The following is a 23398-nucleotide window of genomic DNA, read 5'->3' on the forward strand; positions in this document are numbered from 1 at the left end:
GGGACTCCAGTCCCACGTCGACCGGTTCGATCGAGTCGAGATCTGTGACGTCCAGATCGTCGATGTTCAAATCGATTTCTTTCATAATTCCTCCTGAATCTCGTATCGAACGAGGCCTGACTCGGTGTCAGGTTTCCGGCAGATCGGTGATATGGCAGCGGCCGAGCCACTGTCGATCGATCAGATGGGTGCGGCGCAGCAGCTGCTGCATGTCGAAGCGGAGCAGCAACAGGATGCGCCTAGTTCGGTGAGGCCGTGGCCCATGCTGAGGGACTCCAGTCCCACGTCGACCGGTTCGATCGAGTCGAGATCTGTGACGTCCAGATCGTCGATGTTCAAATCGATTTCTTTCATAATTCCTCCTGCAATCACGCATAAAACGAGGCCTGACTCTGCGTCAGCCACGTTAGACGGTTCTGGAGGCCGTGCCATCGCCTGCGAGGAGCTGACTGGGCGACCACATCGGGCAGTACATCGCTAGGAGCAGAAGTACTGTGGTGCCGAGATCAATTCGCGCGTCATCGGCCTCGGCTCTTCGGGCGCCGCCGACCATCCGTGCCGCTGCAGATGCGAATTCTGTTGCGGGAAGGTAGCTTCCGGTCGAGGCCGGGCACGCCGCCGCATTGTCGCGTCGATCCAGCCGTATGGCGTCGACAAGGGCGCCCCTGGGTGGCCGACGCCGTGCGACCCGGTTCTCCGGCAACCGCATCGAGAACAGTACGCAAACAGCGTAATCAATTCCATATAATGTCTATCTGCCACGTGCGCAACACCTTCGAGTACACGTCAACTATTTCGCTAGAACGCCTGCCCGGCAACATTCGGCTCTGCGTGAGCAAACTGCTTTCACGAGAGCGAAAAATGGACGTTCCCGATCTTGGTACATAATTGTTCGCCCGGCGCGCAAGATTGCTATACGCTGTGTTGTCATCAACACGTTGTTGTTCGATGGGGGGTTTCGTGATAAAAAACCATAGCGTTCCGGGGGAGGATCACCTGAATCGGGTACGCGTCGTGGTCTTTGATGCACAACCGGTCACACGTATCGGAATCCGTGCCGTACTGGAGCAGAACGCAGCGCAGGTCATCGGCGAGGCGGACGACGAGCAGGGGCTGCACGACCTCATCGATGAACAGGAACCGGACGTCGCCGTGGTCGACCCGAGCCTCGCGTACCCGATCGGGCCGGTAAGCATGGTTCGCTCCTTGTTCAAGCGCCCGAACTGCCCGTATGTCGTCGTGTTCTCCAGTATCCGATCCCGGGAGCTGCTGCTCCCCTTCTATTTGCTCGGCGTATGCGGCTATGTGAGTAAAGACGCGCAGCCGCAACGGCTTATCCAGGCAATCCATGACGCCGCCCAGGGTCGGCAGGACTGGTTCATCGGCACGATGGAGAACCAACGCAACGGGGGCGCACACATGAACCGACTCAGTCCGCGGGAACGCGACGTCTTGACCCTGATGTCGATGCGCCTCACCAACGCCGAGATCGCCAAGGAGCTGACCATCAGCTTGCAGACGGTCAAAAACCATACAAGCAGCGTCCTGCGCAAACTCGGGCTCAACAACCGCACAGAGGTAATGGGCTGGATTTCCGCACCGAAGAAGTGACCAGCCCCTCGACCGGCACCGGCACGCTGATCCGAGACGTGCGGGTATTCGACGGTACCGTCGTATTACCTCGCGCCTCGGTGTTGATCGGCCCCACACACATCACCTCGATCACCCCCGAGTGCCCGGTCCCGCCGCCGGGCACGGAGGTGATCGAAGGCTCGCGGCGAACGCTGCTTCCCGGTCTTATCGACGGGCACGCGCACGTCTTTCCCGGCGCGACGCGGGAGGCGATGCGGTTCGGCGTGACCACGGTATTGGACATGTTCGCCGAACCGGCTGTGGCATCGAGCCTTCGAGCTCACGCTCGGGTCGACGCGACGATCGCGGACTTGCGGACCGCGGGCATCGGCGCCACCGCTCCTGCGGGGCATCCCTGGAGCCTGGTTCAACGTGGCCTGTACCGTCCCTTCCCGGTGCTGCACTCCGCCGACCGAGCAGCAGAATTTGTTGCCGAGCGGATCGCCGAAGGTTCTGACTACATCAAGGTTTTCGTCGAGGACGGGACTACGGTCGGCCGCCCCGTCCCATGCTTGTCCCGGTCCTGCGTGGCGGCCGTGATCGCTGCGGCACACGAGCACGGCCGCCTCGCCATCGCCCACGCGACAACGTATGCGGCGGCGCGGCTGGCAATCGCCGAAGGTGCAGATGCGCTCGGGCATGTGATCGTCGATCAGCCGATAGCCGATGGCTTCGCAGACTCGCTCGCAAAGTCTGGTGTATTCGTGATACCAACCCTTACCGCGCTTGCGGCGGTGTGTGCAGCGCGGAGCGGAGCGCTCTCGCTGCACACAGCGCTGGAGAACACAGAAAAACTATACGGTGCGGGTGTTCGTATCCTCGCGGGCACCGACGCTCCGAATCCTGGTGCTGCGCACGGCGGTGGCCTGCATCGTGAGCTGGAGTTGCTGGTCGCGGCCGGCCTCTCGGCCACCGACGCGTTAGCGGCCGCGACCCGGACAACGGCTGACTGCTTCGGTCTTTCCGATCGAGGCCGTATCGTCGTTGGAGTGCCTGCGGATCTGGTACTGGTGGACGGCGACCCGACAACCTCGATCACCGCCACCACATCAATTGCCGCAATATGGCGACGCGGTTTGAGGCTGCCGCGTTGACTCCTGAAACCGTCGGCTGGCCGGTCAGATTGCCGCGTGTCGGACGCCGGACACCGCCCAGGCGAGGGTCAGCGCCGTGATCCCTATGGTGAGCGCGAACGCGAGCGGCACAAACCCGTCGTCGAACTGGCCCGCGAACAGGTGACGACCCGCCTCGACCACGTAGTAGAACGGGTTGACGTGGGCCAGGCCCTGCAACCAGCCCGGTGCCAGGCTGAAGGGGAGGATTACCCCGGAGATGAGCATCAGCGGCAGGGCGAGAAAACCGACCGAGGACGCCAGACCGCTTTCGTCGCGGATCCGCAGGGCCAGCCCGTAAGACAGTGCGGCTCCCCACATTCCGACAAGCATGATGAGAACGAGCGTGAGTGCGACGCCACCGATCGACGCGTGCATGCCCATCAGCCATGCGGCTGCCATCATCAGGATGCCTTGTAGGAGAGTCACTACGGCGTCCCGTAGCAGCCTGCCCAGTAACAGCGACGACCGGCTGGCGGGGGTAACGGCCAGCCGTTCGAGCACACCCGCGCGCATCGCGGCGACGAGGTCGAAGCCCTGGTAGAGATTTCCGTAGATGACGACCAGAAACAGCATGCCGGGGGCAAAGATCTGGAGCGAGTTTCCCGGGAAGACGTTGCGTAGCATCGGCGCGAATAGGAGCAGCCAGAGTATCGGTTGCAGAACTCCGAAGATCACCCACGCCGGACTGTGCAGCGAGCGGCGGAATTCGTAGACGGTGATTGTACCAGTGTCTTGAACAACATTCGTCATTTCACGATCCTTCTCAAACAGCCGCGAGTTCGGCTTCATGCAGCGAACGCCCGGTACGGTCGAGGAAAACGTCGTCGAGACTGGGTCTGGTCAAGGTGGCGGCGCCTACCTTGATGTCATGCGCGTCGAGGGCGCGCAGCAGCGGCGGTAGTGCCTGCTGGCCGTCGTCGACGTAAGCGCGCAGTCGGCCCTCGTACGCCTGAACCGACCGGACGAATGGAAGCTCCGACACTGCCGCTGCGGCTCTGTCGGAAATGCCATTGCCTATCGGGAGGGTAACGGTCACGGACTCGCCGGCGACCTCGCGCTTGAGCGATTCGGGTGTGCCCTCGGCCACGATGCGACCATTGTCGACAATCGCCAGCCTGTCGCACAGCGCATCGGCCTCGTCGAGGTAATTCGTGGTGAGCAGGATCGTTGTCCCGGATTCTCGTAGTTTCTGCACCTCACTCCACAGCTGGGTGCGGCCGTGCGGGTCCAGCCCCAGCGTTGGCTCGTCGAGAAAGAGCAGCGGTGGCCGGTGTACCAGCCCGACGGCCAGTGCCAGCCGTCGCTTCTGCCCACCGGACAACACACGTGGTGCGCGGTCCGCGATGTCGGCCAGGCCGAGCGTGGCGAGGAGCTCTCCGATGCGGGAATTCATGGCGTTGCGGGGCATTCGGCACAATCGCGCCTGCAGCATCATGTTGTCTCGGACGGTAACTCCGTCGTCGATGCCACCCGCCTGTGAGACATAACCGAGGTTCTCCCGAACTTTGACTTGTTCGTGGACGATGTCGTGGCCGGCCACGGTGGCCTCACCGCCATCCGGTGGTAGGAGGCTGGCGAGGATGCGAACCGTCGTCGTCTTCCCGGCACCGTTCGGGCCTAGCAGACCGAATATCTCGCCGTCGCGGACGGTGAGGTCGATGCCTCGTACCGCCTCGACAAGGTTTTTATCTCGGCCTTTGCGCGTCACGAAGGTCTTCGTCAGACCGGACGCTTGGATCATCATTCCTAGCCACCTCCTCCGAGGTCAGGGGACTTCCCCCTGCTCGACCTTTGCGGTTATTTCCTTCAACCAGCTGAGTGCGGCGGTCACATGCGCAGTGCCGAGGCGGATATTCTCCGCGATATGCGCCGGCGCGCCAGCGTCGATTTTCTGTCCGGACACGTAGTCGAGTCGCTCCAGATGACCCTCCAGAACGGTCGTCCGATGTCGCAGTGCGGCAAGCAATTCGGGACGCTCGAGATGCTGCATGAAGGTCAGTGCCGTCTGGAAGGGGTCAGCGGGTGGCTTGACCTCCCACCAGTGATGGCGTAACAGGCGATGGAATTCGGCCTCGCCCGAGTCGGTGATCGCATAGACAGTGCGGGGCGCCCCTTGACCTCTCGACTCCTCGCCGACAACCTCGACCAAGCCCTCGCCGGCCATCCTGCGCAGACCGAAATAGATGGAGCCGTACGCGACGTTCGCCCAGCCCTCCGCGCCCCACAGCTCGAGGGTTCTGCGGACCTCGTAGCCATGCAGTGGACGATCCATGAGTACGCCGAGCAGCAGCAATCGAGTGGTGGACATAGGTAATATTTAAACTTGTATACAAATTTTTGTCAATGTTTGAGCACTCGCTCGTGGTCCTGACCAGCGGTACCACCGGCGTACCGGGGCGCTCGCCACCCGAGCGGGCCATGCGGACGGATGTGGCCATCGACCGGAGTCTTCTAGCGTTGATCGCGTACGACCGACGTGGTTTGCGATGTAGCCAGGAGTTCGCTGTGCCCGAGAGAACTGACCGAGAATTAGAGCAGACGCTCGTGCAATGCTTGAAATCACTTCTCGCGTCGACTCGCCAATGGAACGAAAAGGAACAGATCGATCTTTCGGCGGTGGCGCGGATACGGCATCGAGCCTTGCTGATAAACGCCCGCCGGTACTGCACTCTGATTCCCGCCTACCGAAAGATGGCGGAAGAATCAGGCATTATTTCCGTCAAAGACGTGCACACCATTTCGAATGAGCTGACGGTGACAACCGACATATTCAAGTCGTACGACCGAAGCCGGCTCGACCGACGCGATTTCGGCGCCATGAACGGGTGGCTCGGCACCATCTTCTTTCGCCGGATACCGATGGCGACAGAGGAATCGAGAAGCATCCAGGACTGGTGTCGGCGGCTGAGTAAGGACCGCATCTACGTCAGCTACTCGAGTGGGACATCCGGCAGCCCGTCGTTCATTCCGCGTGACCCGCTCAGCCTCTGGGCGCTTCGCGCCAGCGGCAGCTACTATCCGCATCCGGTCCTGTGCGCGCTGACCAGCACGCCTTTCGACTGTCTCCTCATGACCCCTCGCGGTCTCGGCACCGGGCTGCAGAACGCGGCGTCCGCGATAGCGGACCTGGCAGAAACGGCACACTTTCTCTACGACGTTCCGCTCACCGCGGACATGGTCGGGGCGGGACCATCGAAGACAGCGATGCGGCGCGATCGAAATATCTTGTTCGAGCAATCTCTGGAATTCCTGAAGAAGTCGATAAAGACTAATCGTAGTGTCTTGATATTCGGTCCTCCGTTCGAGGTGCTCGATATGTGCCGATATGCCGCAGAAAATTTCGGCGAACTGCACCTGCCGCCGGGAAGTGTGGTAATGACCGGTGGGGGCTGGAAAAATGCCGACCATGTGCCCGAAAACATGGTCGAGGACCTAATCGCGGCGGCGCTCGGGGTACCGTCATCTCATACCGTCGACGGATATTCGACCTCGGAGCTCAACGTGACCCTGCAGACGTGCACCGAGCGCCGATATCACATTCCACCGCTCGTGGAACCGCTCGTGGTAGATGATCAGCTCACTCCGCTGGAAGGTAGCGATAACACTGGGACGCTCGCTTTCCTCGACCCCTTCGCCGTCTCGTATCCCGGCTTCCTCGTCACCGGCGATGTCGGCCGCCTGATCAACGACCGTTGCGATTGCGGTCTGGACGGCTGGTCTATCGCCGGACGAATCACACGGTCGGCACACACGGCCGAGCGGGGCTGCGCCGGTGTCGCAGCGTCCGTACTCGCCTGAATCGGCCACCGATGGCGCGCCCGGCAAGCGACCCCGACACCCTCCCCGGCGGGACCGTGGCACTTCCCGCGCTCGTCAAAGGCAGGATCGTGCAAGCACCCGACCTCTCGGCGGGAGAACTCGACGCCCTGTGGGATGCCGGCGAGCAAGGGCAGGCGGCCGGGTCGGAGTCTGCACGGTCATTCGAGCACGCGACCGTCATCCGCCACCCCGTCATCGACCAGACGACACTCGTACCTACGGGGGAAAGCCAGTATCTGGTGCTACCGACGGTCGACCCCCGCGAGCTTATCGAGAACGACCCCGGCGAACTGGCCCGTTCGTTGTACTCCCTTCCCTTCCGCGAGGTGCTCGCATACGCGGAGGGGCTGAGCCGGGTGCTGAACGACGGTAACTTGCTTGCGCACGCGGCACGCTCGGCGGCGGCGACATCATGGCTCGGCGGCCGGTTCCACGAGCGATTCTTCGCCTCGCTGCCCGGCCTGTTCGATCGAGACGGACTCGGGGCGGCAGTGGACAGGGGGCTGGCGACCGGGGATCACCCCGGCTCGCGCTACCTGGATGGCTGGGCCGAGGTCTCCGCCGCCGCGTCGCCGGGACCAACGGCTATCGCGGCCACACAGATCGGCGGGTATAAACCACCGCTGCCGCGCGTACCTCTCACCCGAGCGATGCCGACCAGGCAACTTCATATCACCGCAGGCAACGCTCCGATCGTCCCCGCCATCTCGTTCCTCCGTGCGCTGAGCACCAAGGGCGCGGCGGTGATCAAGAGCCCTTCCGGAGCAACAGCGACCGCGGCCGTACTGGCCCACGCCATGGCGCGGCTGGATCCGGACCACCCGATAACCCGCCACACCTCACTGGTGTACTGGAAGGGAGGCGAACGACGAGTTGAAGACGTCCTCTTCGCCCCTGGAAACTTCGACAGGCTGCTCGTCTGGGGGGCCGCGGACACCATGAGTAGCGTGACACAGCGCGCTACCGATGCCAGACAGATCCTGTTGCGGCCGCGGGTGGGCATGAGCTTGATCGGTCATCAAGTGTTCGCCGATGACGTGGACAACGTTGCCGCCCGCGCTGCAGTGGACGTCATGGTCGCCAATCAGGCCGGGTGTACATCGTCGCTTGTGCACTATGTCGAAGGTTCGGAAGTTGAGGTGCTCGAGTATTGCCGGGCGCTGCAAGGTGCGCTGGCCACCTGGGATCGCGCGCTCCCGCACCGCCTTCCACCTCAGGCACTCGGTAGGTTGAGACGACTCAAGCGGGGTGCCTTTCTTCGCGGAACGTGGTTCGAAAACGGACGATGGCCGGACATAACCTCGGCCGTGGTCTACTTGCCCAACCCATTCGACCTTGCCGCTCATCCGATGTCCCGTTGCGTGGTCGTCCGTGCCGTTCGTCAGCTAGCGGATGCAGTCCAGTTCTTTCAACCTGGAATATCGACCGTCGGCGTGTACCCGGAGCCTGTGCGGGTACAGGTCCGTGACGAACTCGCGGCACGCGGAGTGAGCACAATCCTGCCGCTCGGGGACACTGAATGCGCCTACATCGGGATGCCTCATGACGGGATGCATGTTCTGCACGAACTGGTGAACTGGGTCAACTCTTGACAGCTCAATAAGCAACGACGCACGGTTCGAATAAGCGCCTCAACGTATCGAAAGCCGCAGGTCCCTGACCCGCGGCTTTCGATTCTGTGGGCGCAGAGGGGATCGAACCCCCGACCGCTGGTGTGTAAAACCAGTGCTCTACCGCTGAGCTATACGCCCCTGATCGTTACCGACCGGGTTATGAATCTAGCGCGGCGAGCGCTTTCTCCCAAGCCGCCTGGTCACGGGCTTCTCCGGGGCCGTTCATCTCCGAGAAACGGATGTAGCCCTCGCGGTCGACGACGAAGGTGCCGCGGTTGGGGTAGCCGGATTTTTCGTTGAAGACCTCGTAGGCCTGAGCGACGGCTCCGTGTGGCCAGAAGTCGGACAGCAGCGGGAAGACGTAGCCCTGTTCGGCCGCCCAGATTTTGTGGGTGGGGGGTGGGCCGACGGAGATCGCGAGGATCTCCGCGTTGTCGTTCTGAAACTTGGGGAGTTCATCGCGCACCTTGCACAGTTCACCTTGACAGATGCCGGTGAAGGCGAGCGGGTAGAACACTATCAGCACGTTCTTCTTGCCGTGGTAGTCCGACAGGCTGACGTCCTGGTTGTTCTGATCTTTGAGCGTGAAATCCGGCGCGACAGTGCCAACTTCGAGCGGCATCGCAAATCCTCCATCGTGTCGGGTTTCCGCCGGGCGGCGCGATCACCGCCCGGCGACACCATAGCGAAAGGTGGGTCAGCGCTGCTTCGAGGGCGCCTTCGGTTGCACCAGGCGGCTGCCCGCCCAGCTACCCAGGGCGATCGCCGAGGTCTGAGTCAGACCGGCGGTCGGTGCGGATTCTGCGATTTCGCTTGGTTCAACATGTCCCGGATGTCCGGTCTTGGGCGTGAGTACCCAGACGAAGCCTTCGTCGGCGAGTGGACCGATCGCATCCATCAGTGCGTCGACCAGATCACCGTCCCCGTCGCGCCACCACAGCAGCACAACGTCGACTACTTCGTCGGAATCCTCATCGACAAGATCGCTGCCGATGGACTCCTCGACGTCGGCTCGCAAGTCGTCGTCGACGTCCTCGTCCCAGCCCAATTCCTGGACAACCAAGCCGTGTGTAATGCCAAGCTTCTGAGCGTAGTTCTGCGCGTCCGCCGCGGCGACCACGGTGGTGTCCTCCTCAACTCCCGACAATAGGTAGTTGCAAGCGAACATGGTTATGGCCTCCAGCGCAAGCCGATCCGAAGAAAATGGCCCGGAATGTCGCGTGACAATGTTGTGTCATCGACTGTTTCAGCGCTTCGGGCAGGCGTCGCGGACGGCGTTGCGCGCGTCGTTGACCCGCCTACTTGCGTCGTTGAGCGGCCCTACAGGCGCGGAGTAGGTCATCTTGCGGGTCTCGGCGGAGAGCGCGCGTGCCGCTGTGACGTAGTCGGTGAATTTTCCGGCGAGATCCGCGGGGATCGAGTCCTTCGCGGTGTTGACTCCGGTCTCCACCTTGTTCGCGGCGTCATCCAGGGTTGACGCGGCGAGTTCGCGTTTGGCCGCGTAGTCGGCGGCGTTGGCGTCGTGCGCGTCGACGAACTCGTTGTACTTGGCGACCCCGACGCCGGTGGTGGTCGGGAACTGCGCGCAGTTGTCGGTGATCGCCCTGTCCTGCGCCGCGGCGCGTTTCGACGAGGTGGCCGCGGCCGACGAGGCGGCCGCCTCGGTCTTGTAGGCCGCTAGATCAGCGGTATTGGGATTCGCCGTGCCAACGACCCCGTTCGCGCAGCCGGCCACTACCACGCCGACAACGATCGCTCCGGTCGCGCACACCAATCCGAACCCGCGCGGGTCCAGCGTCTTCATCGTCCTCCCGTATGACGTGCGCCTCGCCGGGCGCTCGAAAACTACAGCGGCCTGGGCTCATGTTGCCCAGCGCACGGTACTGGATTTCCTGCTGACATGATGACCTGGGGCACACCATCGGCAAGGATGGAGGGTGCGCCCCGACCTTTCGTAAACGAGTGGTACGCAAACCCACGCGACACCGCTCGGGGATATCGACGCTATCCGCATGTCCACCCCTGTACGAGGAGCAGATTTGACCGACCTGATCCACTCTTCCGCTCCAGCGCAACCCGCTGGATCCGAGTCCGCCGCTCCGGCCGGCCGCGATCCGAGCGGCTCGCAAGCCCAGCCGACCGAGCGTGTGCGGGTGATTCGCGAAGGGGTGGCGTCCTACCTACCGGACATCGACCCGGAGGAAACCAGCGAATGGCTCGAGTCATTCGATGAGATGCTCGACCGTGAAGGGCCCGGCCGAGCGCGTTACCTCATGCTCCGTCTGCTGGAGCGGGCCGGTGAACGCCGTGTCGCCATCCCCGCGTTGACGTCTACCGATTACGTCAACACCATCCCCACCGAGAACGAGCCTTGGTTCCCCGGCGACGAAGAGGTGGAACGGCGCTTCCGCGCCTGGATCCGCTGGAACGCCGCGATCATGGTGCACCGCGCGCAGCGCCCGGGAATCGGTGTCGGCGGCCACATTTCGACCTACGCGTCCTCGGCGGCGCTGTACGAGGTCGGCTTCAACCACTTCTTCCGCGGCAAGGATCACTCCGGTGGCGGTGATTCGATCTTCATCCAGGGGCACGCCTCGCCGGGCATCTACGCGCGCGCCTTCCTCGAGGGCAGGCTCGGCACCGACCGGCTCGACGGCTTCCGGCAGGAGTACAGCCACGGCGGCCCTGGCCACGGGGTGCCGTCGTATCCGCATCCTCGGCTGATGTCGGACTTCTGGGAATTCCCTACGGTGTCCATGGGTCTCGGCCCGATGAACGCCATCTACCAGGCCCGGTTCAATCACTACCTGCACGATCGCGGCATCAAGGACACCTCCGATCAGCACGTGTGGGCGTTCCTCGGCGACGGTGAGATGGACGAGCCGGAGTCGCGCGGTCTCGCGCACGTCGCGGCGCTGGAGGGCCTGGACAACCTGACCTTCGTGGTCAACTGCAACCTGCAGCGGCTGGACGGCCCGGTGCGCGGCAACGGCAAGATCATTCAGGAGTTGGAGTCGTTCTTCCGCGGCGCCGGCTGGAACGTCATCAAGGTGATCTGGGGTCGTGAGTGGGACGCGCTGCTCGGCGCGGATCGCGATGGCGCACTGGTGAATCTGATGAACTCCACACCGGACGGCGACTACCAGACCTACAAGGCCAACGACGGCGCCTACGTGCGCGACCACTTCTTCGGCCGCGACCCGCGCACCAAGGCGCTCGTGCAGGACCTGTCCGATCAGGACATCTGGAATCTCAAGCGCGGCGGCCACGACTACCGCAAGGTGTACGCCGCCTACGCGGCCGCGATGGCACACAAGGGTCAGCCGACGGTGATCCTGGCCAAGACCATCAAGGGCTACACCCTCGGCAAGCACTTCGAGGGCCGCAACGCCACGCACCAGATGAAGAAGCTGACCCTGCAGGACCTCAAGGATTTCCGTGACCTGCAACGGATTCCGATCACCGACGCCGAGTTGGAGAAGGATCCGTACCTGCCGCCGTACTACCACCCGGGCATGGAGTCGCGCGAGATCCAGTACATGCTGGATCGCCGCAAGGCGCTCGGCGGGTACCTGCCCGAACGACGCACCACAGCTAAGCCGCTGCAACTTCCGGGCGACGAGGCGTACAAGTCGGTGCGCAAGGGCTCGGGCAAGCAGAGCGTGGCCACCACGATGGCACTGGTGCGGCTGATGAAGGAGCTGCTGCGGGACAAGGAGATCGGCAAGCGGATCGTCCCGATCATCCCGGACGAGGCCCGTACCTTCGGTATGGACTCGTGGTTCCCTTCGTTGAAGATCTACAACCGCAACGGCCAGTTGTACACATCGGTCGACGCCGAGTTGATGCTTGCCTACAAAGAGAGCACCGTCGGGCAGATCCTGCACGAGGGCATCAACGAGGCCGGATCCACCGCGTCGTTCACCGCGGTCGGCACCTCGTACTCGACGCACGGCGAGCCGATGATCCCGCTGTACATCTTCTACTCGATGTTCGGTTTCCAGCGTACCGGCGACGGTCTGTGGGCCGCGGCGGATCAACTGGCTCGCGGTTTCGTGCTCGGAGCAACCGCCGGGCGAACCACGCTGACCGGTGAGGGGCTGCAACACAACGACGGCCACTCGCTGCTGCTGGCCTCCACCAATCCGGCTGTGGTCACCTACGATCCGGCGTTTTCCTTCGAGATCGCGCACATCATCCGGGATGGTCTGCGCCGGATGTACGGCGGCGGCACGCCGGATCCGGTTCCGTATGCGTTGCCGGGCACCGATACCCGCAAGGCCGACGGCGGTTTCGGCGGCGAGGACATTTTCTACTACATCACCCTCTACAACGAGCCGTACCAGCAGCCAGCCGAGCCGGACGGCGTCGACATCGCCGGCCTGCTCAAGGGCATCTACCTGTACAAGCCCGGTGGCGAAGGTGAGGTGCGGGCCCAGATCCTGGTCTCCGGGGTCACCGTGCCGGACGGCCTGCGCGCGCAGGCGCTGCTCGCCGAGGACTGGGGTGTGCAGGCCGATGTCTGGTCGGTGACCTCGTGGGGCGAGCTCCGCAAGGAAGCACTGCACCGGGAGATCGCCGCACTGCGTTACCCGGACGAGGACCACGGCATTCCGTATGTCACCGAGGCGCTGTCGCGGGCCGAGGGCCCGTTCGTCGCCGCGACGGACTGGATGCGCGCGGTTCCGGACCAGGTGCGTAAGTGGGTGCCCGGCGACTTCATCACCCTCGGCACCGACGGCTTCGGCTTCTCCGATACCAGGGCCGCCGCTCGTCGCGTTTTCAACGTCGACGCGCAATCGATCGTGGTAGCCGCCCTGTCCGGCCTCGCGAAGGCCGGAAAGATCGACGACGCCAAGGTGATCGAGGCCGCGTCGAAGTACCGCATCGACGACGTCGACGCCGCGCCGAATAACGCGTCGAGTTCCGATGGGGACGGCGAGTAGCGGACGATTGAATGGTGGACCGTAAACCGCCGCGGCCGCGACGGATCTCCGAGGGCTCTTCCGAGCACGAGGTGTATCTGCCGACGGGCGCGCTCTCCCCGAACCGGCAAACCCGCGACCCACTACCGGACACGCTGCTCAAACGCGTGAAGCAGTTCTCTGGACGCCTCTCTACCGAGGCGGTCGGGTCGATGCAGGATCGGTTGCCGTTCTTCGCCGATCTGGACGCCGCGCAGCGCGCCGGTGTCCAGATGCTGGTGCAGACCGCGGTGGTGAACTTCCTGGAATGGCTGCAGGACCCGGACAGCGATATCCGGTTCAGCCTCGACGCGTTCCAGGTGATCCCGCAGGATCTGGCGCGGCGGCTGACGCTGCGCCAGACCGTGGACATGGTCCGGGTGGCCATGGAGTTCTTCGAACAGTGGCTGCCCGCGCTCGCGCGCAACGACCGGCAGCTGGTCGCGCTCACCGAGGCGGTGCTGCGGTACGGGCGTGAGCTCGGCTTCGCGGCCGCCTCGGTGTACGCCAGCGCGGCCGAATCGCGTGGCGCGTGGGACACCAGGCTGGAGGCGCTCGTCGTCGACGCCGTGGTGCGTGGTGACACGGGTCCGGACATGCTGTCCAGGGCCGCCACCTTGAACTGGGATGCCACCGCACCGGCGACGGTGCTGGTCGGCACTCCGCCCGGCGAGCAAGGCGTGTCGTCGGTGGGTGCGGTGCACGCGATCGCGGCCAGGCACGGGCGCGCCGCGCTGGCGGTAGTGCAGGGCACTCGCCTGGTGATGGTCGTGAGTGGCCATCTCGGTGAGTCCTCTTATATATCGCCGTTCCTGGCAGACCTGCTGGCCGACGTCTTCTCCGACGGTCCCGTGGTGATCGGCCCGACCACCCGCACGCTGGGTGCCGCGCACGCCAGCGCGGTCGAGGCGCTGGCCGGTATGGAGGCCGTGGTTGGCTGGCGAGGCGCGCCACGCCCGGTGCATGCGACCGAATTGCTGCCGGAACGCGCTTTGCTCGGCGATCGAGCTGCGGTCGACGCGTTGAACGAGTATCTTGTCCTTCCGTTGGCCTCGGCGGGATCGTCACTGGCGGACACGCTCGAGGCCTATCTGGATTGCGGTGGAGCTGTCGAGACGTGCGCGCGTCAGTTGTACGTCCATCCAAATACCGTTCGCTACCGCCTCAAACGGATTGCCGAAATCACGGGTCGTGATCCGATGAATCCGCGGGACGCGTATGTGCTCAGAATCGCCGCCACCGTGGGTCGTTTGACACGAACCCGTAACGAAACGTCAACACCAACCCCAGATGCCCCTCATTTCACACTTGGTGAAGAGGGCCTGTAACGGAATTCGTGGGACGTCCGATCCGGGTCGACCCACGTGGCCTTTTGTGGGACTCCCACAAAACGCGAGGGCAAGCTTCATTCGCGTCGACATCTCCGGCGAGGCACCTCACAGTGTTCTCTTAGGGAGTGATCGCGTTGTTCGCCCCTGGACAGGGGTCCCAGACTCCCGGCATGCTCGCGCCTTGGCTCGACCTCCCTGGCGCGCGTGACCGGCTCATCCTCTGGTCCATGGCTTCCGGCCTGGACCTGGTTCGCCTCGGCACCACCGCGACGGCGGAGGAGATTACCGATACGGCAGTAACCCAGCCACTCGTCGTGGCCGCCGCGTTGCTCGCCTATGCGGAAATCCCCACGGATTCACTTCCGGCCGCTACCATCGTCGCCGGACACTCGGTCGGTGAACTCGCCGCCGCCGCTGTCGCCGGGGTCATCTCCCCGGACGACGCGGTGCGATTGGCCGCCATCCGTGGTTCGGAGATGGCCAAGGCGTGCGCGTTGGAACCGACCGGCATGTCCGCGGTGCTCGGTGGCGATGAGGCCGCCGTGCTCGCTCGGCTCGCCGAACTCGACCTCGTTCCGGCCAACCGCAATGCGGCGGGCCAGATCGTGGCCGCTGGTCGGTTGGACGCGCTGGCGGAGCTCGCCGCGAACCCGCCGGAGAAGGCACGGATTCGCGCGCTGCCCGTCGCCGGTGCTTTCCACACCGCGTTCATGGCGCCGGCACAGGACGCTGTGACCGATGCCATATCGCAGATCGTGCCGAACAACCCGAGCAGGATCTTGCTGTCGAACTTCGACGGCAAGCCGGTGAACTCGGGTCGCGACGCGATCAACAAGCTTGCTGCCCAGGTCACCCGGCCCGTCCGGTGGGATCTGTGCACCGAAACCGTAAGGCAGGCAGAGGTTTCCATGGTGGCAGAGTTGCCACCGGCGGGCACCCTGGTCGGCATTGCGAAACGGGAGCTGAAGGGCACGCGCACCGTGGCCCTGAAGACCCCGGAAGACCTCCCCGCGTTGGCCGGGGTAAGCATCTCCGGCTAGCTTTCCTGCGCAGCCATGCATCGATATGCACGGTTGTGACCGAGCGGACGTAACCTTCGGCCGTCTCGATCCGAAAAACCAGTACACGCCCTACAAAGAACAAGGAAGGGAGCCACGAAGTGGCCGCTCTGACCCAGGAACAAATCGTCGAGGAACTCGGCAAGATCATCGAAGAGGTGACGGGTATCGAACCCTCCGAGGTGACGATCGAGAAGTCCTTCGTCGATGACCTGGACATCGACTCGCTGTCCATGGTCGAGATCGCGGTGCAGACCGAGGACAAGTACGGCGTGAAGATCCCGGACGAGGATCTGGCCAGCCTGAAGACGGTCGGCGACGCTGTCGGCTACATCCAGAAGCTCGAGGCGGAGAACAGCGAAGCCGCCGCGGAGCTCAAGGCCAAGTTCGACGCCGAGTAGGGCTGACACTGTGACCACTCCTTCCACCTTGAACGGGAACTTCCCCAACGTCGTCGTCACTAGCCTGGCGGCGACCACGTCGATCGCTGGTGATGTCGATGCGACGTGGAAGGGACTCCTCAACGGCGAGAGCGGTATCGACGTTCTCGAGGATTCCTTCGTCGAGGAATACGACCTTCCGGTCCGCATCGGCGGTCACCTGAAGGTCCGGCCCGAGACCCTGCTGACCCGAGTCGAGTGCCGGCGCATGGCGTACGTCGAGCAGCTCGCGACCGTGCTCGGTCGCGAAGTCTGGCGTAACGCAGGCAGCCCGGAGGTCGACCCGGAACGGCTGGGTGTGGCCATCGGCACCGGGTTGGGTGGCGGCGACGCCCTCATCGACTCGGTCGACAAGCTGAAAAGCGGTGGCTATCGCAAGATTTCGCCGTTGGCTGTGCAGATGGTCATGCCGAACGGCCCTTCGGCCGTTGTCGGCCTCGAATTGAAGGCCAGGGCAGGAGTGGTCACTCCGGTCTCGGCATGCTCGTCAGGCTCCGAGGCCATCGCCAACGCATGGCGCATGATCGTGATGGGCGATGCCGACATGGTCGTCACCGGTGGTGTCGAGGGTTATATCGACGCGGTGCCGATCGCGGCGTTCAGCATGATGCGTGCCATGAGCACCCGCAACGACGATCCGAAGGGTGCCTCGCGTCCGTTCGACAAGGATCGCGACGGTTTCGTCTTCGGTGAGGCGGGCGCTCTGATGGTCGTCGAGACCGAGGAGCACGCCAAGGCGCGTGGTGCCACCATCCACGCCCGGCTGCTCGGTGCCGGTATCACGTCCGACGGCTTCCACCTCGTCGCTCCCGCCCCCGATGGGGTCGGCGCGGCTCGTGCGATGACCCGAGCGCTGCAGACCGCTGGTCTCACCGCGAAGGACATCACTCACGTCAACGCACACGCGACCGCGACGCCGATCGGTGACACCGCCGAGGCGAACGCGATCAGCCTGGCGATCGGCAAGCACGCGTCGGTCTACGCCCCGAAGTCCGCACTGGGACACTCGATCGGTGCCGTCGGCGCGCTCGAGTCCGTACTCACGGTGCTCAGCATCCGGGACGGCATCGTCCCGCCGACGCTGAACCTGGAGAACCAGGATCCGGCGATCGACCTGGATGTGGTGCACGGCGAAGCTCGCCGTCAGGAGATCGAGTACGCGATCAACAATTCCTTCGGTTTCGGTGGGCACAACGTCGCGCTCGCCTTCGGTCGGGCATAGCCGCCCGTATCGAATTTCGGACTGCACGACGATCCCGGCGGGATCGGGCCGCCAAGGCCTCATCCCGCCGGGATCGACATTTTTGCAGCCGCGGTAGCGGCGCACTCACGAGGTGAGGAGAAAACGCGATGACGATTATCGCTCCCGCGCTGCACCAAGGGACGGACCTGGATCCGCGCGATCCGCTCGGCCGGCTGCAGCGTTTCTTCGATCCCGGCACGCTGCTTCCGCTGCACCCACGCGACAAGTCCGGTGTGCTCGCCGCGATCGGTGAGGTCGACGGTGTGCGCACCGTCGCATACTGCTCCGACGCCACCGTGATGGGCGGCGCGATGGGCGTCGAGGGCTGCAAGCACATCGTCGACGCGATCGACACCGCCATCGACTCCGGCGTCCCGATCGTCGGCATCTGGCATTCCGGTGGCGCCCGGCTCGCCGAGGGCGTCGAGGCGTTGCACGCCGTCGGCCTGGTCTTCGAAGCCATGGTCCGTGCGTCCGGCCTGGTACCGCAGATCTCCGTGGTCGTCGGCTTCGCCGCAGGTGGCGCCGCGTACGGGCCCGCGCTCACCGACATCGTGATCATGGCCCCCGAGGGCCGCATCTTCGTCACCGGCCCCGACGTGGTGCGCAGCGTGACCGGCGAGCAGGTCGACATGGCGACCCTCGGCGGACCGGTCACCCACGGCAAGAAGTCCGGTGTCGCCCACATCGTCGCCGATGACGAGGCCGACGCGGTGCATCGCGCGCGTCGTCTGGTGTCGATGTTCGCCGAACAGGGCGAGTTCGATCTGCTCGCGGCCGCGCACGGCGACGTCGACCTCAAGGCGATGCTGCCGGAATCGGCCAAGCGCGCCTACGACGTGAAGCCGATCATCCACGAACTGCTCGACAACGTCGACGGCGAAAGCTCGTTCGAGGAGCTGCAGGGTGGGTACGCGCGCAGCATCGTCACCGGCCTCGGTCGGCTGGCCGGGCGCACCGTCGGGGTGCTCGCCAACAACCCGATCCGTCTCGGTGGCTGCCTCAACTCCGAAAGTGCCGAGAAGGCAGCGCGTTTCGTGCGCCTGTGCAACTCCTTCGGCATTCCGCTCATCGTGCTCACCGACGTGCCCGGCTACCTGCCCGGCGTCAGCATGGAGTGGGAAGGTGTCGTGCGCCGCGGTGCCAAGCTGCTGCACGCGTTCGCCGAGGCGCGCGTCCCCCGCGTCACCCTCGTCACCCGCAAGATATATGGCGGCGCCTACATCGCGATGAACGCCCGCTCGCTCGGCGCGACCGCCGTCTACGCATGGCCCGGCTCCGAGGTCGCCGTCATGGGCGCCAAGGCCGCCGTCGGCATCCTGCACAAGAAGGCACTCGCCGCCGCCCCCGAAGAGGAGCGCGAAGCACTGCACGAGCGCCTCACCGCCGAGCACGAACGCATCGCGGGCGGCGTCGAACGCGCCGTCGCCATCGGCGTAGTCGACCAGGTGATCGACCCGGCAAAAACCCGCAGCATCATCGCCGCCGCCCTAGCCGCCGCCCCCGCACACCCCAGCCACCTGAAGAACATCCCGCTCTAGGTGTCGGGACGCGCGGTGTGGGGGCTTGGGGTGCTGGGCTCGGTAGCATCGAGAAGTGCGCTACGAAGAACTTGCTGACGTGCCGTGCTCGATTACGCGCCCGCTCGTGATCTTCGGTGATCGCTGGACTTTGCTGATCTTGAAGTTCGCGTTTTCCGGGATCCGCCGGTTCAACGGGTTCCAGAGTGCGCTGGGCATCTCGCGCAGTCGGCTGCAGGACCGGCTCGATCGGCTGATCGAGCACGAGATCCTGGTCAAGCGGAAGGCGGCGGTGGGTGCGCACGAGGAGTATCGGCTCACCCAGAAGGGGCATGACATCTATCCGATCCTCATGGCCATCCGGGAATGGGGCGACACCTACATGGCGCCCGACGGCCCGCCCGCGCGCTACGCCCACCAGGGCTGCACGGGCGAGGCGCATGCGAACCTCGAATGCGACGTGTGTGGCAAAGCGATGACCGCGCGCGACGTGCTGCCCGAGGCCGGGCCGGGGCTGCTTGCAGGTCAGTCGGTGAACCAGGTCGCTACCTGAGTCAGGTTTTCGCGAGAGGTGCGGAACCCGTTGACCGGATGCTCGGTGTCCGGGTAGCCGAAGGAGATCCCGGCGACGACGCGGCGATTGTCCGGGATGCCGAAGTAGGCGCGGATGAACGGCGCGTACGACGCGAGCGCCGCCTGCGGTGCCGCCCCGAGGCCGAGGCTCTGCGCCCCCAGCAGGAAGTTACCGATGTAGGCGCCGCAGTCGACGGCACCGTAGACGCCGATGTCCGCCTCGGTGGTCACGATCGCCACATGCGGTGCGTCGAACAGTTCGAAGTTGCGCACGGCTTGCCGCATCGTCTTCTCGTGGTCGCCCTTGCTGATGCCGACACTGTCGTACAGCTGCATTCCGCACTCGCGGCGGCGGTCCCGGAACACCCCGGTGTACTGCGCGGGAAACGGGAAATCCGGTTCCGGCGTTGCGGTTTGGACGTGCGCGAGCAACTCCTGGCGGAACCGGTCGGTGCCCGCGCCCTCGGTGAGCACAACCTGCCACGGCTGGGTGTTGCACCAGGAGGCGGTGCGCTGCGCCAGTCGCAGCAGTGTCTCGATGACCTCCCGCGGCACCGGATCGGCCAGGAACTGCCGACAGGTCCAGCGTTCGTCGAGCACCTTGGCCAATGCCGTGTACTGCTCGGTCGACACATCCGCTGTCGTCATCCCCGCTCCTCCATTTGGTTCCATTATGAGACCGAACGTTAGCATCGAAATTATCGATGCGAAACGCTCGCGCGTCGGTCTGCATGCGGGTGTGTAGGGCCAGTGCTCGCATTGCCCTGAATGCCGGGCTCTGACAAGGCAGAATCCACCGCATGGCGTCCGGAGCCCCCGCCGCACGAGATCGTAAGCGGCACGGCAGGCACTACACGCCGCCCGAGCTCGCGCGCTTTCTGGCCGGACGGCTGCTCACGCACGTGCCGCGCCCGCGATCCGGGGTGCTGCGGGTGCTCGACCCGGCGTGCGGCGACGGCGAACTGCTCTTCGCATTGCGGGACGAAGCGGCGATCCGGCTGCCGGGGGTTCGAGTCGAGCTGACCGGATACGACCTCGACGCCGCGGCACTCGCGGTGGCACGAGCCCGAACCGCGGGGGACGGGGTCGACTGGCACGTCGGCGACTTCCTCGCGGCATCCGAAGAGCTCGCCGCCGGTTCATTCGATGCCGTGATCACGAACCCGCCCTACGTCCGAACCCAGCAGTTGGGCGGAACCACCGCCCAACTGCTCAGCAAGCAGTTCGGCTTACGCGGCCGAATCGACCTCACCCACCCCTTCGTCGCGACACTACCCCGGCTCCTGTGCCCCGATGGCGTGCTCGGATTGCTGTGCGCCAACCGGTTTCTGACAACGAAAGCGGGCGCGAACATTCGGCGATTGCTGCTTGCCGAACTAGCACCGGTCGAGTTGTACGACCTGGGGGACACCAAGCTGTTCGAGGCGGCCGTGCTGCCCGCGATCACCATCGCGACTCGTGCCGGGAGTGGCGCCGAATGCCGGTACGTCTCCGCGTACGAGGTCGAGTGCGGCGAAATCCCATCGAAGACAGACCTTTTCGGTGCACTGCTCGATAATCGCGGTTGTCTTGTCGCGCACAACGGGCGGACCTTCGCGGTCGAGGTCGGCACGCTGGTCACCGGGCACACGACGCGTTCAGGACGGGAAGCATCAGGGGCGCAGGAGGTTTCGGCGTTAGACGGTGCGGCCGCCCCCGATGCGGCGAGCATTGATCTTCGGGCCGAAGGCGCGCGTCAATCCGATGGGCCGGGTGCAAATATTTTGGTCGACAGTGCGTCGCAGTCTGATGGGCGGAGCGTGGGCTTTGGGGCCGAGGGGGCGCTGCCTGGTCAGCCGGGTGTCGACCTGCGGGCCGAGAGGGAACGGCAATCTGCGGCGGGTATGAACCTGGGGGCTGAGGGGTCGCGGCAGTCTGGTGGGCCGGGGGTGGGATGGCAGGGTGGTGGGCCATTGCACCCTGATGGACCGAGCGCGAACCGGCGGGATGCGGAACCGCGACATCCTGGTCAGTTGGGCGTGAACCTGGGGGCCGAGAGTGCGCGGCAGTCTGATGGGTCGGGGGTGGACCTAGTGAGTGCGGAAGCGCTGCGATCTGATGAGCCGCGTGGGCACCCGCAGTCCGCGGGAACGTTGCGACCTGATCGGTCGGATGCGGGTCTGGGGGCTGAGGATGCTCGGCAGCGTGGTGGGTCGGGTGTGGATCTGTGGGCCGAGGGTTCGCTACGACCCGATGGGCTGGGCGTGGATCGGGGGAATACTGGTCCGCGACAACCTGATCGGTCGGGTGTGAATCTGGAGGCTGAGGGGGCTCGGCAGTCTGAGGGGGCAGGTGTGGATCCGCGGAATGGGGGACTGCTGCGACCTGATGCGCCGAGTGGGAGCCCGCAGGCCGGGGGACTGTTGAGACTTGATCGGCCCGGTGTGGATTCAGGGGCCGAGGGTTCGTGGACGCCCGGATCGACTCTCGCGCGGCAATTGTTGCCGGATCCGCCGTCCAGTCGTCCTGGGCGTCGAAAGACCCTGCGGCGCATAGTGGAACCAGAGACCGCGTGGCGTATGTCGAACGCCGAGATCGATGCCTGGCTCGCTGGTATCGCAACGACGACCTGGCGGACGTTTGGTGACGTTGCTCGAATTCGAGTGGGTATCAAGACAACTGCCGACAAGGTGTTCATCTCCGATCGGTGGGCCGACGTCGAGCCGCCTCCCGAACCGGAATTGCTGCGCGAGCTGATCACCCATCACGACCTCGAGCCGTGGCGCATCGCCCGATCGCACGACACCCGCGTGCTGTATCCCTACGACTTGAACCGGCCTAGTCGCACGCCGATCGATCTGAACGAATTCCCCTGCGCCGCTGAGTATCTGCGTGCCCACAAGGACACCCTCGCCGCCCGCCACTACCTCGGGCCGAGCGGACGGGAATGGTTCGAGATATGGGTGCCGCAACGTCCACATCTATGGCGTGAGCCGAAGCTGGTGTTTCCGGATATCAGTGAACGTCCGAGATTTGCCCTCGATCGATCGGGCGCGGTCGTGAACGGTGACTGCTATTGGATTTCGCTGCCCGATCTGGGGGCGCACCCGGCCGACGCGGACAGGCTCGCGTATCTGCTGATGGGCGTGGCGAATTCGGCGCTCGGACTGCGCTTCTACGACGCGGTCTGCGGTAACCGCCTGTACTCGGGCAGACGCCGATGGATCACCCAGTACGTGTCACGGTTGCCGCTACCGAATCCGGCATCGCCTTGCGCGGCGTCGGTCATCGACCTGGCTCGTGCGCTCGTCGACGGCCAGGTGCCCGACGCGGCGGCGCGGGCCGACCTGGACGAGCGGGTGGCCGCGGCGTTCGGCGTGACGCCGCTCTGACTACGCCGTGACGTGCACGCCCACCATGGGCATCAGCGTCCGCCGCGCGAACTCGCGGGCGCCGTCCCGGTCGGCGACCGGAATGAGGCCGTCCGGGGTGAGTGCCAGCGACAGCGCGAGCCGCGCCATGATCTCGGCGACCAGGTCGGCGTCGAAATCGTGGGTGCCTTCGGTGTCGCGCAGCTCGCGCAGCTTTTCCGCCAGGTAGCCGCGGCCGACGGCCAGGATCGGGCCTGCGTCGGTGGTGAGCCGGGGCAGGATCAGGTCCGGCTCGGTGCGCAGCAGGCGACGCAGCAGCTCGTTGTTCGCGATGGCGGTGATGAACGCGACGAAGATCTCCACCAGCTGGTCTTCGGAGCCGGTGACGGCCCGCACCTGCTTGTCGATCATCTCGACGAAGCGCTGCGCCTCCCGCACGCTCACCGCCTCTACCAGGTCGTTCTTCGATTCGAAGCGGCGGTAGAGGGTGGCGGGGCTGATGCCCGCGCGACGGGCGATCTCGCCCATGCTCGTCCGTTTGATGCCGAAGTCCAGGAAGGCCGACAGCGCGCTTTCCAGGAGTTTCTCGCCGTCGGCGACGGGTTTGTCCAGGATGCGCTGCAGCATGGGCGGGACAGTTGGCATCTGGTCTCCAGTCGATTCGCGCGAGGGCCGAGCGTACGGGATGGCGCCGCGACGGTGCGGGTGATGGACCTTCATTATTTCACCGACGTGCGGCG

Annotated in this window: 21 protein-coding genes and 1 tRNA gene; 12 read left to right on the top strand and 10 right to left on the bottom strand. The window is 64.8% G+C overall.

What is annotated here, in order from left to right; genetic code table 11:
* Positions 1–180: 180 nt before the first annotated feature.
* The gene (locus tag ACIBCN_RS02190; RefSeq protein WP_396989628.1) at positions 181–432 is read right to left on the bottom strand and encodes a thiomuracin/GE37468 family thiazolyl RiPP peptide; all 252 of its coding nucleotides are present in this window, start codon (positions 430–432) and stop codon (positions 181–183) included.
* A gap of 516 nt (positions 433–948) precedes the next feature.
* Here ACIBCN_RS02190 and ACIBCN_RS02195 point away from each other — a divergent pair.
* Both ACIBCN_RS02195 and ACIBCN_RS02200 read left to right on the top strand, forming a co-directional pair.
* On the top strand, positions 949–1611 hold the full coding sequence (locus ACIBCN_RS02195) for a response regulator transcription factor (RefSeq protein WP_396989629.1): 663 nt from the start codon (positions 949–951) through the stop codon (positions 1609–1611).
* Positions 1612–1649: 38 nt separating this feature from the next.
* Positions 1650–2726, top strand: a complete 1077-nt coding sequence (locus ACIBCN_RS02200) for an amidohydrolase family protein (protein ID WP_396989630.1) — start codon at positions 1650–1652, stop codon at positions 2724–2726.
* Between the two features lie 24 nt (positions 2727–2750).
* Here ACIBCN_RS02200 and ACIBCN_RS02205 read toward each other — a convergent pair whose 3' ends face one another.
* Genes ACIBCN_RS02205 through ACIBCN_RS02215 form a run of 3 tightly spaced genes read right to left on the bottom strand, consistent with a single transcriptional unit; the run spans position 2751 to position 5055 of the window.
* Positions 2751–3536 carry an ABC transporter permease gene (locus tag ACIBCN_RS02205; RefSeq protein ID WP_396989631.1) on the bottom strand — a complete coding sequence of 262 codons (786 nt, stop codon included), beginning with the start codon at positions 3534–3536 and terminating at the stop codon, positions 2751–2753.
* Entirely contained in the window at positions 3511–4491 is a 981-nt protein-coding gene (locus tag ACIBCN_RS02210; RefSeq protein WP_396989632.1) for an ATP-binding cassette domain-containing protein, read from the bottom strand. Before ACIBCN_RS02210 ends, ACIBCN_RS02205 begins: the two co-directional genes overlap by 26 nt.
* A 21-nt stretch (positions 4492–4512) precedes the next feature.
* Complete coding sequence (locus tag ACIBCN_RS02215; RefSeq protein WP_396989633.1) at positions 4513–5055, bottom strand: PadR family transcriptional regulator; 543 nt, start codon at positions 5053–5055, stop codon at positions 4513–4515.
* A 35-nt stretch (positions 5056–5090) separates the two neighbouring features.
* Between ACIBCN_RS02215 and ACIBCN_RS02220 the strand changes: the two genes are divergently transcribed.
* On the top strand, positions 5091–6545 hold the full coding sequence (locus ACIBCN_RS02220; protein ID WP_396989634.1) for a hypothetical protein: 1455 nt from the start codon (positions 5091–5093) through the stop codon (positions 6543–6545).
* 11 nt (positions 6546–6556) lie between these two features.
* A complete protein-coding gene (locus ACIBCN_RS02225; protein WP_396989636.1) occupies positions 6557–8158 on the top strand; it encodes an acyl-CoA reductase in 1602 nt (533 codons plus the stop codon).
* An 87-nt stretch (positions 8159–8245) separates the two neighbouring features.
* Here ACIBCN_RS02225 and ACIBCN_RS02230 read toward each other — a convergent pair.
* The 4 genes from ACIBCN_RS02230 to ACIBCN_RS02245 form a co-directional block, all read right to left on the bottom strand.
* Positions 8246–8317, bottom strand: a tRNA-Val gene (locus tag ACIBCN_RS02230).
* Positions 8318–8336: 19 nt separating this feature from the next.
* Positions 8337–8801 (bottom strand): peroxiredoxin, encoded by a 465-nt coding sequence (locus ACIBCN_RS02235; RefSeq protein WP_396989637.1) that lies wholly within the window; start codon positions 8799–8801, stop codon positions 8337–8339.
* Positions 8802–8876: 75 nt separating this feature from the next.
* A complete protein-coding gene (locus ACIBCN_RS02240; RefSeq protein ID WP_150408147.1) occupies positions 8877–9299 on the bottom strand; it encodes a DUF3052 domain-containing protein in 423 nt (140 codons plus the stop codon).
* Between the two features lie 126 nt (positions 9300–9425).
* Entirely contained in the window at positions 9426–9983 is a 558-nt protein-coding gene (locus ACIBCN_RS02245; RefSeq protein ID WP_396989638.1) for a hypothetical protein, read from the bottom strand.
* 235 nt (positions 9984–10218) lie between these two features.
* On the opposite strand from ACIBCN_RS02245, the gene aceE reads away from it, so the two are divergent.
* The 7 genes from aceE (at position 10219) to ACIBCN_RS02280 (ending at position 19288) form a co-directional block, all read left to right on the top strand.
* Positions 10219–13125 (top strand): pyruvate dehydrogenase (acetyl-transferring), homodimeric type, encoded by a 2907-nt coding sequence (gene aceE, locus ACIBCN_RS02250; RefSeq protein WP_396989639.1) that lies wholly within the window; start codon positions 10219–10221, stop codon positions 13123–13125.
* An 11-nt stretch (positions 13126–13136) separates the two neighbouring features.
* The gene (locus tag ACIBCN_RS02255) at positions 13137–14471 is read left to right on the top strand and encodes a PucR family transcriptional regulator (RefSeq protein ID WP_396989640.1); all 1335 of its coding nucleotides are present in this window, start codon (positions 13137–13139) and stop codon (positions 14469–14471) included.
* A 128-nt stretch (positions 14472–14599) separates the two neighbouring features.
* Positions 14600–15514, top strand: coding sequence for an ACP S-malonyltransferase (locus tag ACIBCN_RS02260; protein WP_396989641.1), 915 nt, complete (start codon positions 14600–14602; stop codon positions 15512–15514).
* A 119-nt stretch (positions 15515–15633) separates the two neighbouring features.
* The gene (acpM, locus tag ACIBCN_RS02265; RefSeq protein WP_150408150.1) at positions 15634–15933 is read left to right on the top strand and encodes a meromycolate extension acyl carrier protein AcpM; all 300 of its coding nucleotides are present in this window, start codon (positions 15634–15636) and stop codon (positions 15931–15933) included.
* A gap of 10 nt (positions 15934–15943) precedes the next feature.
* Entirely contained in the window at positions 15944–17194 is a 1251-nt protein-coding gene (locus tag ACIBCN_RS02270) for a KasA/KasB family beta-ketoacyl-ACP synthase (RefSeq protein ID WP_364729435.1), read from the top strand.
* A 128-nt stretch (positions 17195–17322) separates the two neighbouring features.
* Positions 17323–18756: an acyl-CoA carboxylase subunit beta gene (locus tag ACIBCN_RS02275; protein ID WP_396989642.1), complete on the top strand. Its 1434-nt coding sequence runs from the start codon at positions 17323–17325 to the stop codon at positions 18754–18756.
* A 55-nt stretch (positions 18757–18811) separates the two neighbouring features.
* On the top strand, positions 18812–19288 hold the full coding sequence (locus tag ACIBCN_RS02280; protein WP_396989643.1) for a winged helix-turn-helix transcriptional regulator: 477 nt from the start codon (positions 18812–18814) through the stop codon (positions 19286–19288).
* Here the strand turns inward: ACIBCN_RS02280 and ACIBCN_RS02285 are convergent.
* Positions 19261–19956 (bottom strand): nitroreductase, encoded by a 696-nt coding sequence (locus ACIBCN_RS02285; protein ID WP_396989644.1) that lies wholly within the window; start codon positions 19954–19956, stop codon positions 19261–19263. The genes ACIBCN_RS02280 and ACIBCN_RS02285 overlap by 28 nt on opposite strands.
* Positions 19957–20108: 152 nt before the next feature.
* Here ACIBCN_RS02285 and ACIBCN_RS02290 point away from each other — a divergent pair, with 152 nt between their 5' ends.
* The gene (locus ACIBCN_RS02290; RefSeq protein WP_396989645.1) at positions 20109–22679 is read left to right on the top strand and encodes an Eco57I restriction-modification methylase domain-containing protein; all 2571 of its coding nucleotides are present in this window, start codon (positions 20109–20111) and stop codon (positions 22677–22679) included.
* Here ACIBCN_RS02290 and ACIBCN_RS02295 read toward each other — a convergent pair whose 3' ends face one another.
* Positions 22680–23303: a TetR/AcrR family transcriptional regulator gene (locus tag ACIBCN_RS02295; protein WP_396989646.1), complete on the bottom strand. Its 624-nt coding sequence runs from the start codon at positions 23301–23303 to the stop codon at positions 22680–22682.
* Between the last annotated feature and the right edge of the window lie 95 nt (positions 23304–23398).

The sequence above is a fragment of the Nocardia sp. NPDC051052 genome (assembly GCF_044456045.1).
Taxonomy (GTDB): Bacteria; Actinomycetota; Actinomycetes; order Mycobacteriales; family Mycobacteriaceae; genus Nocardia.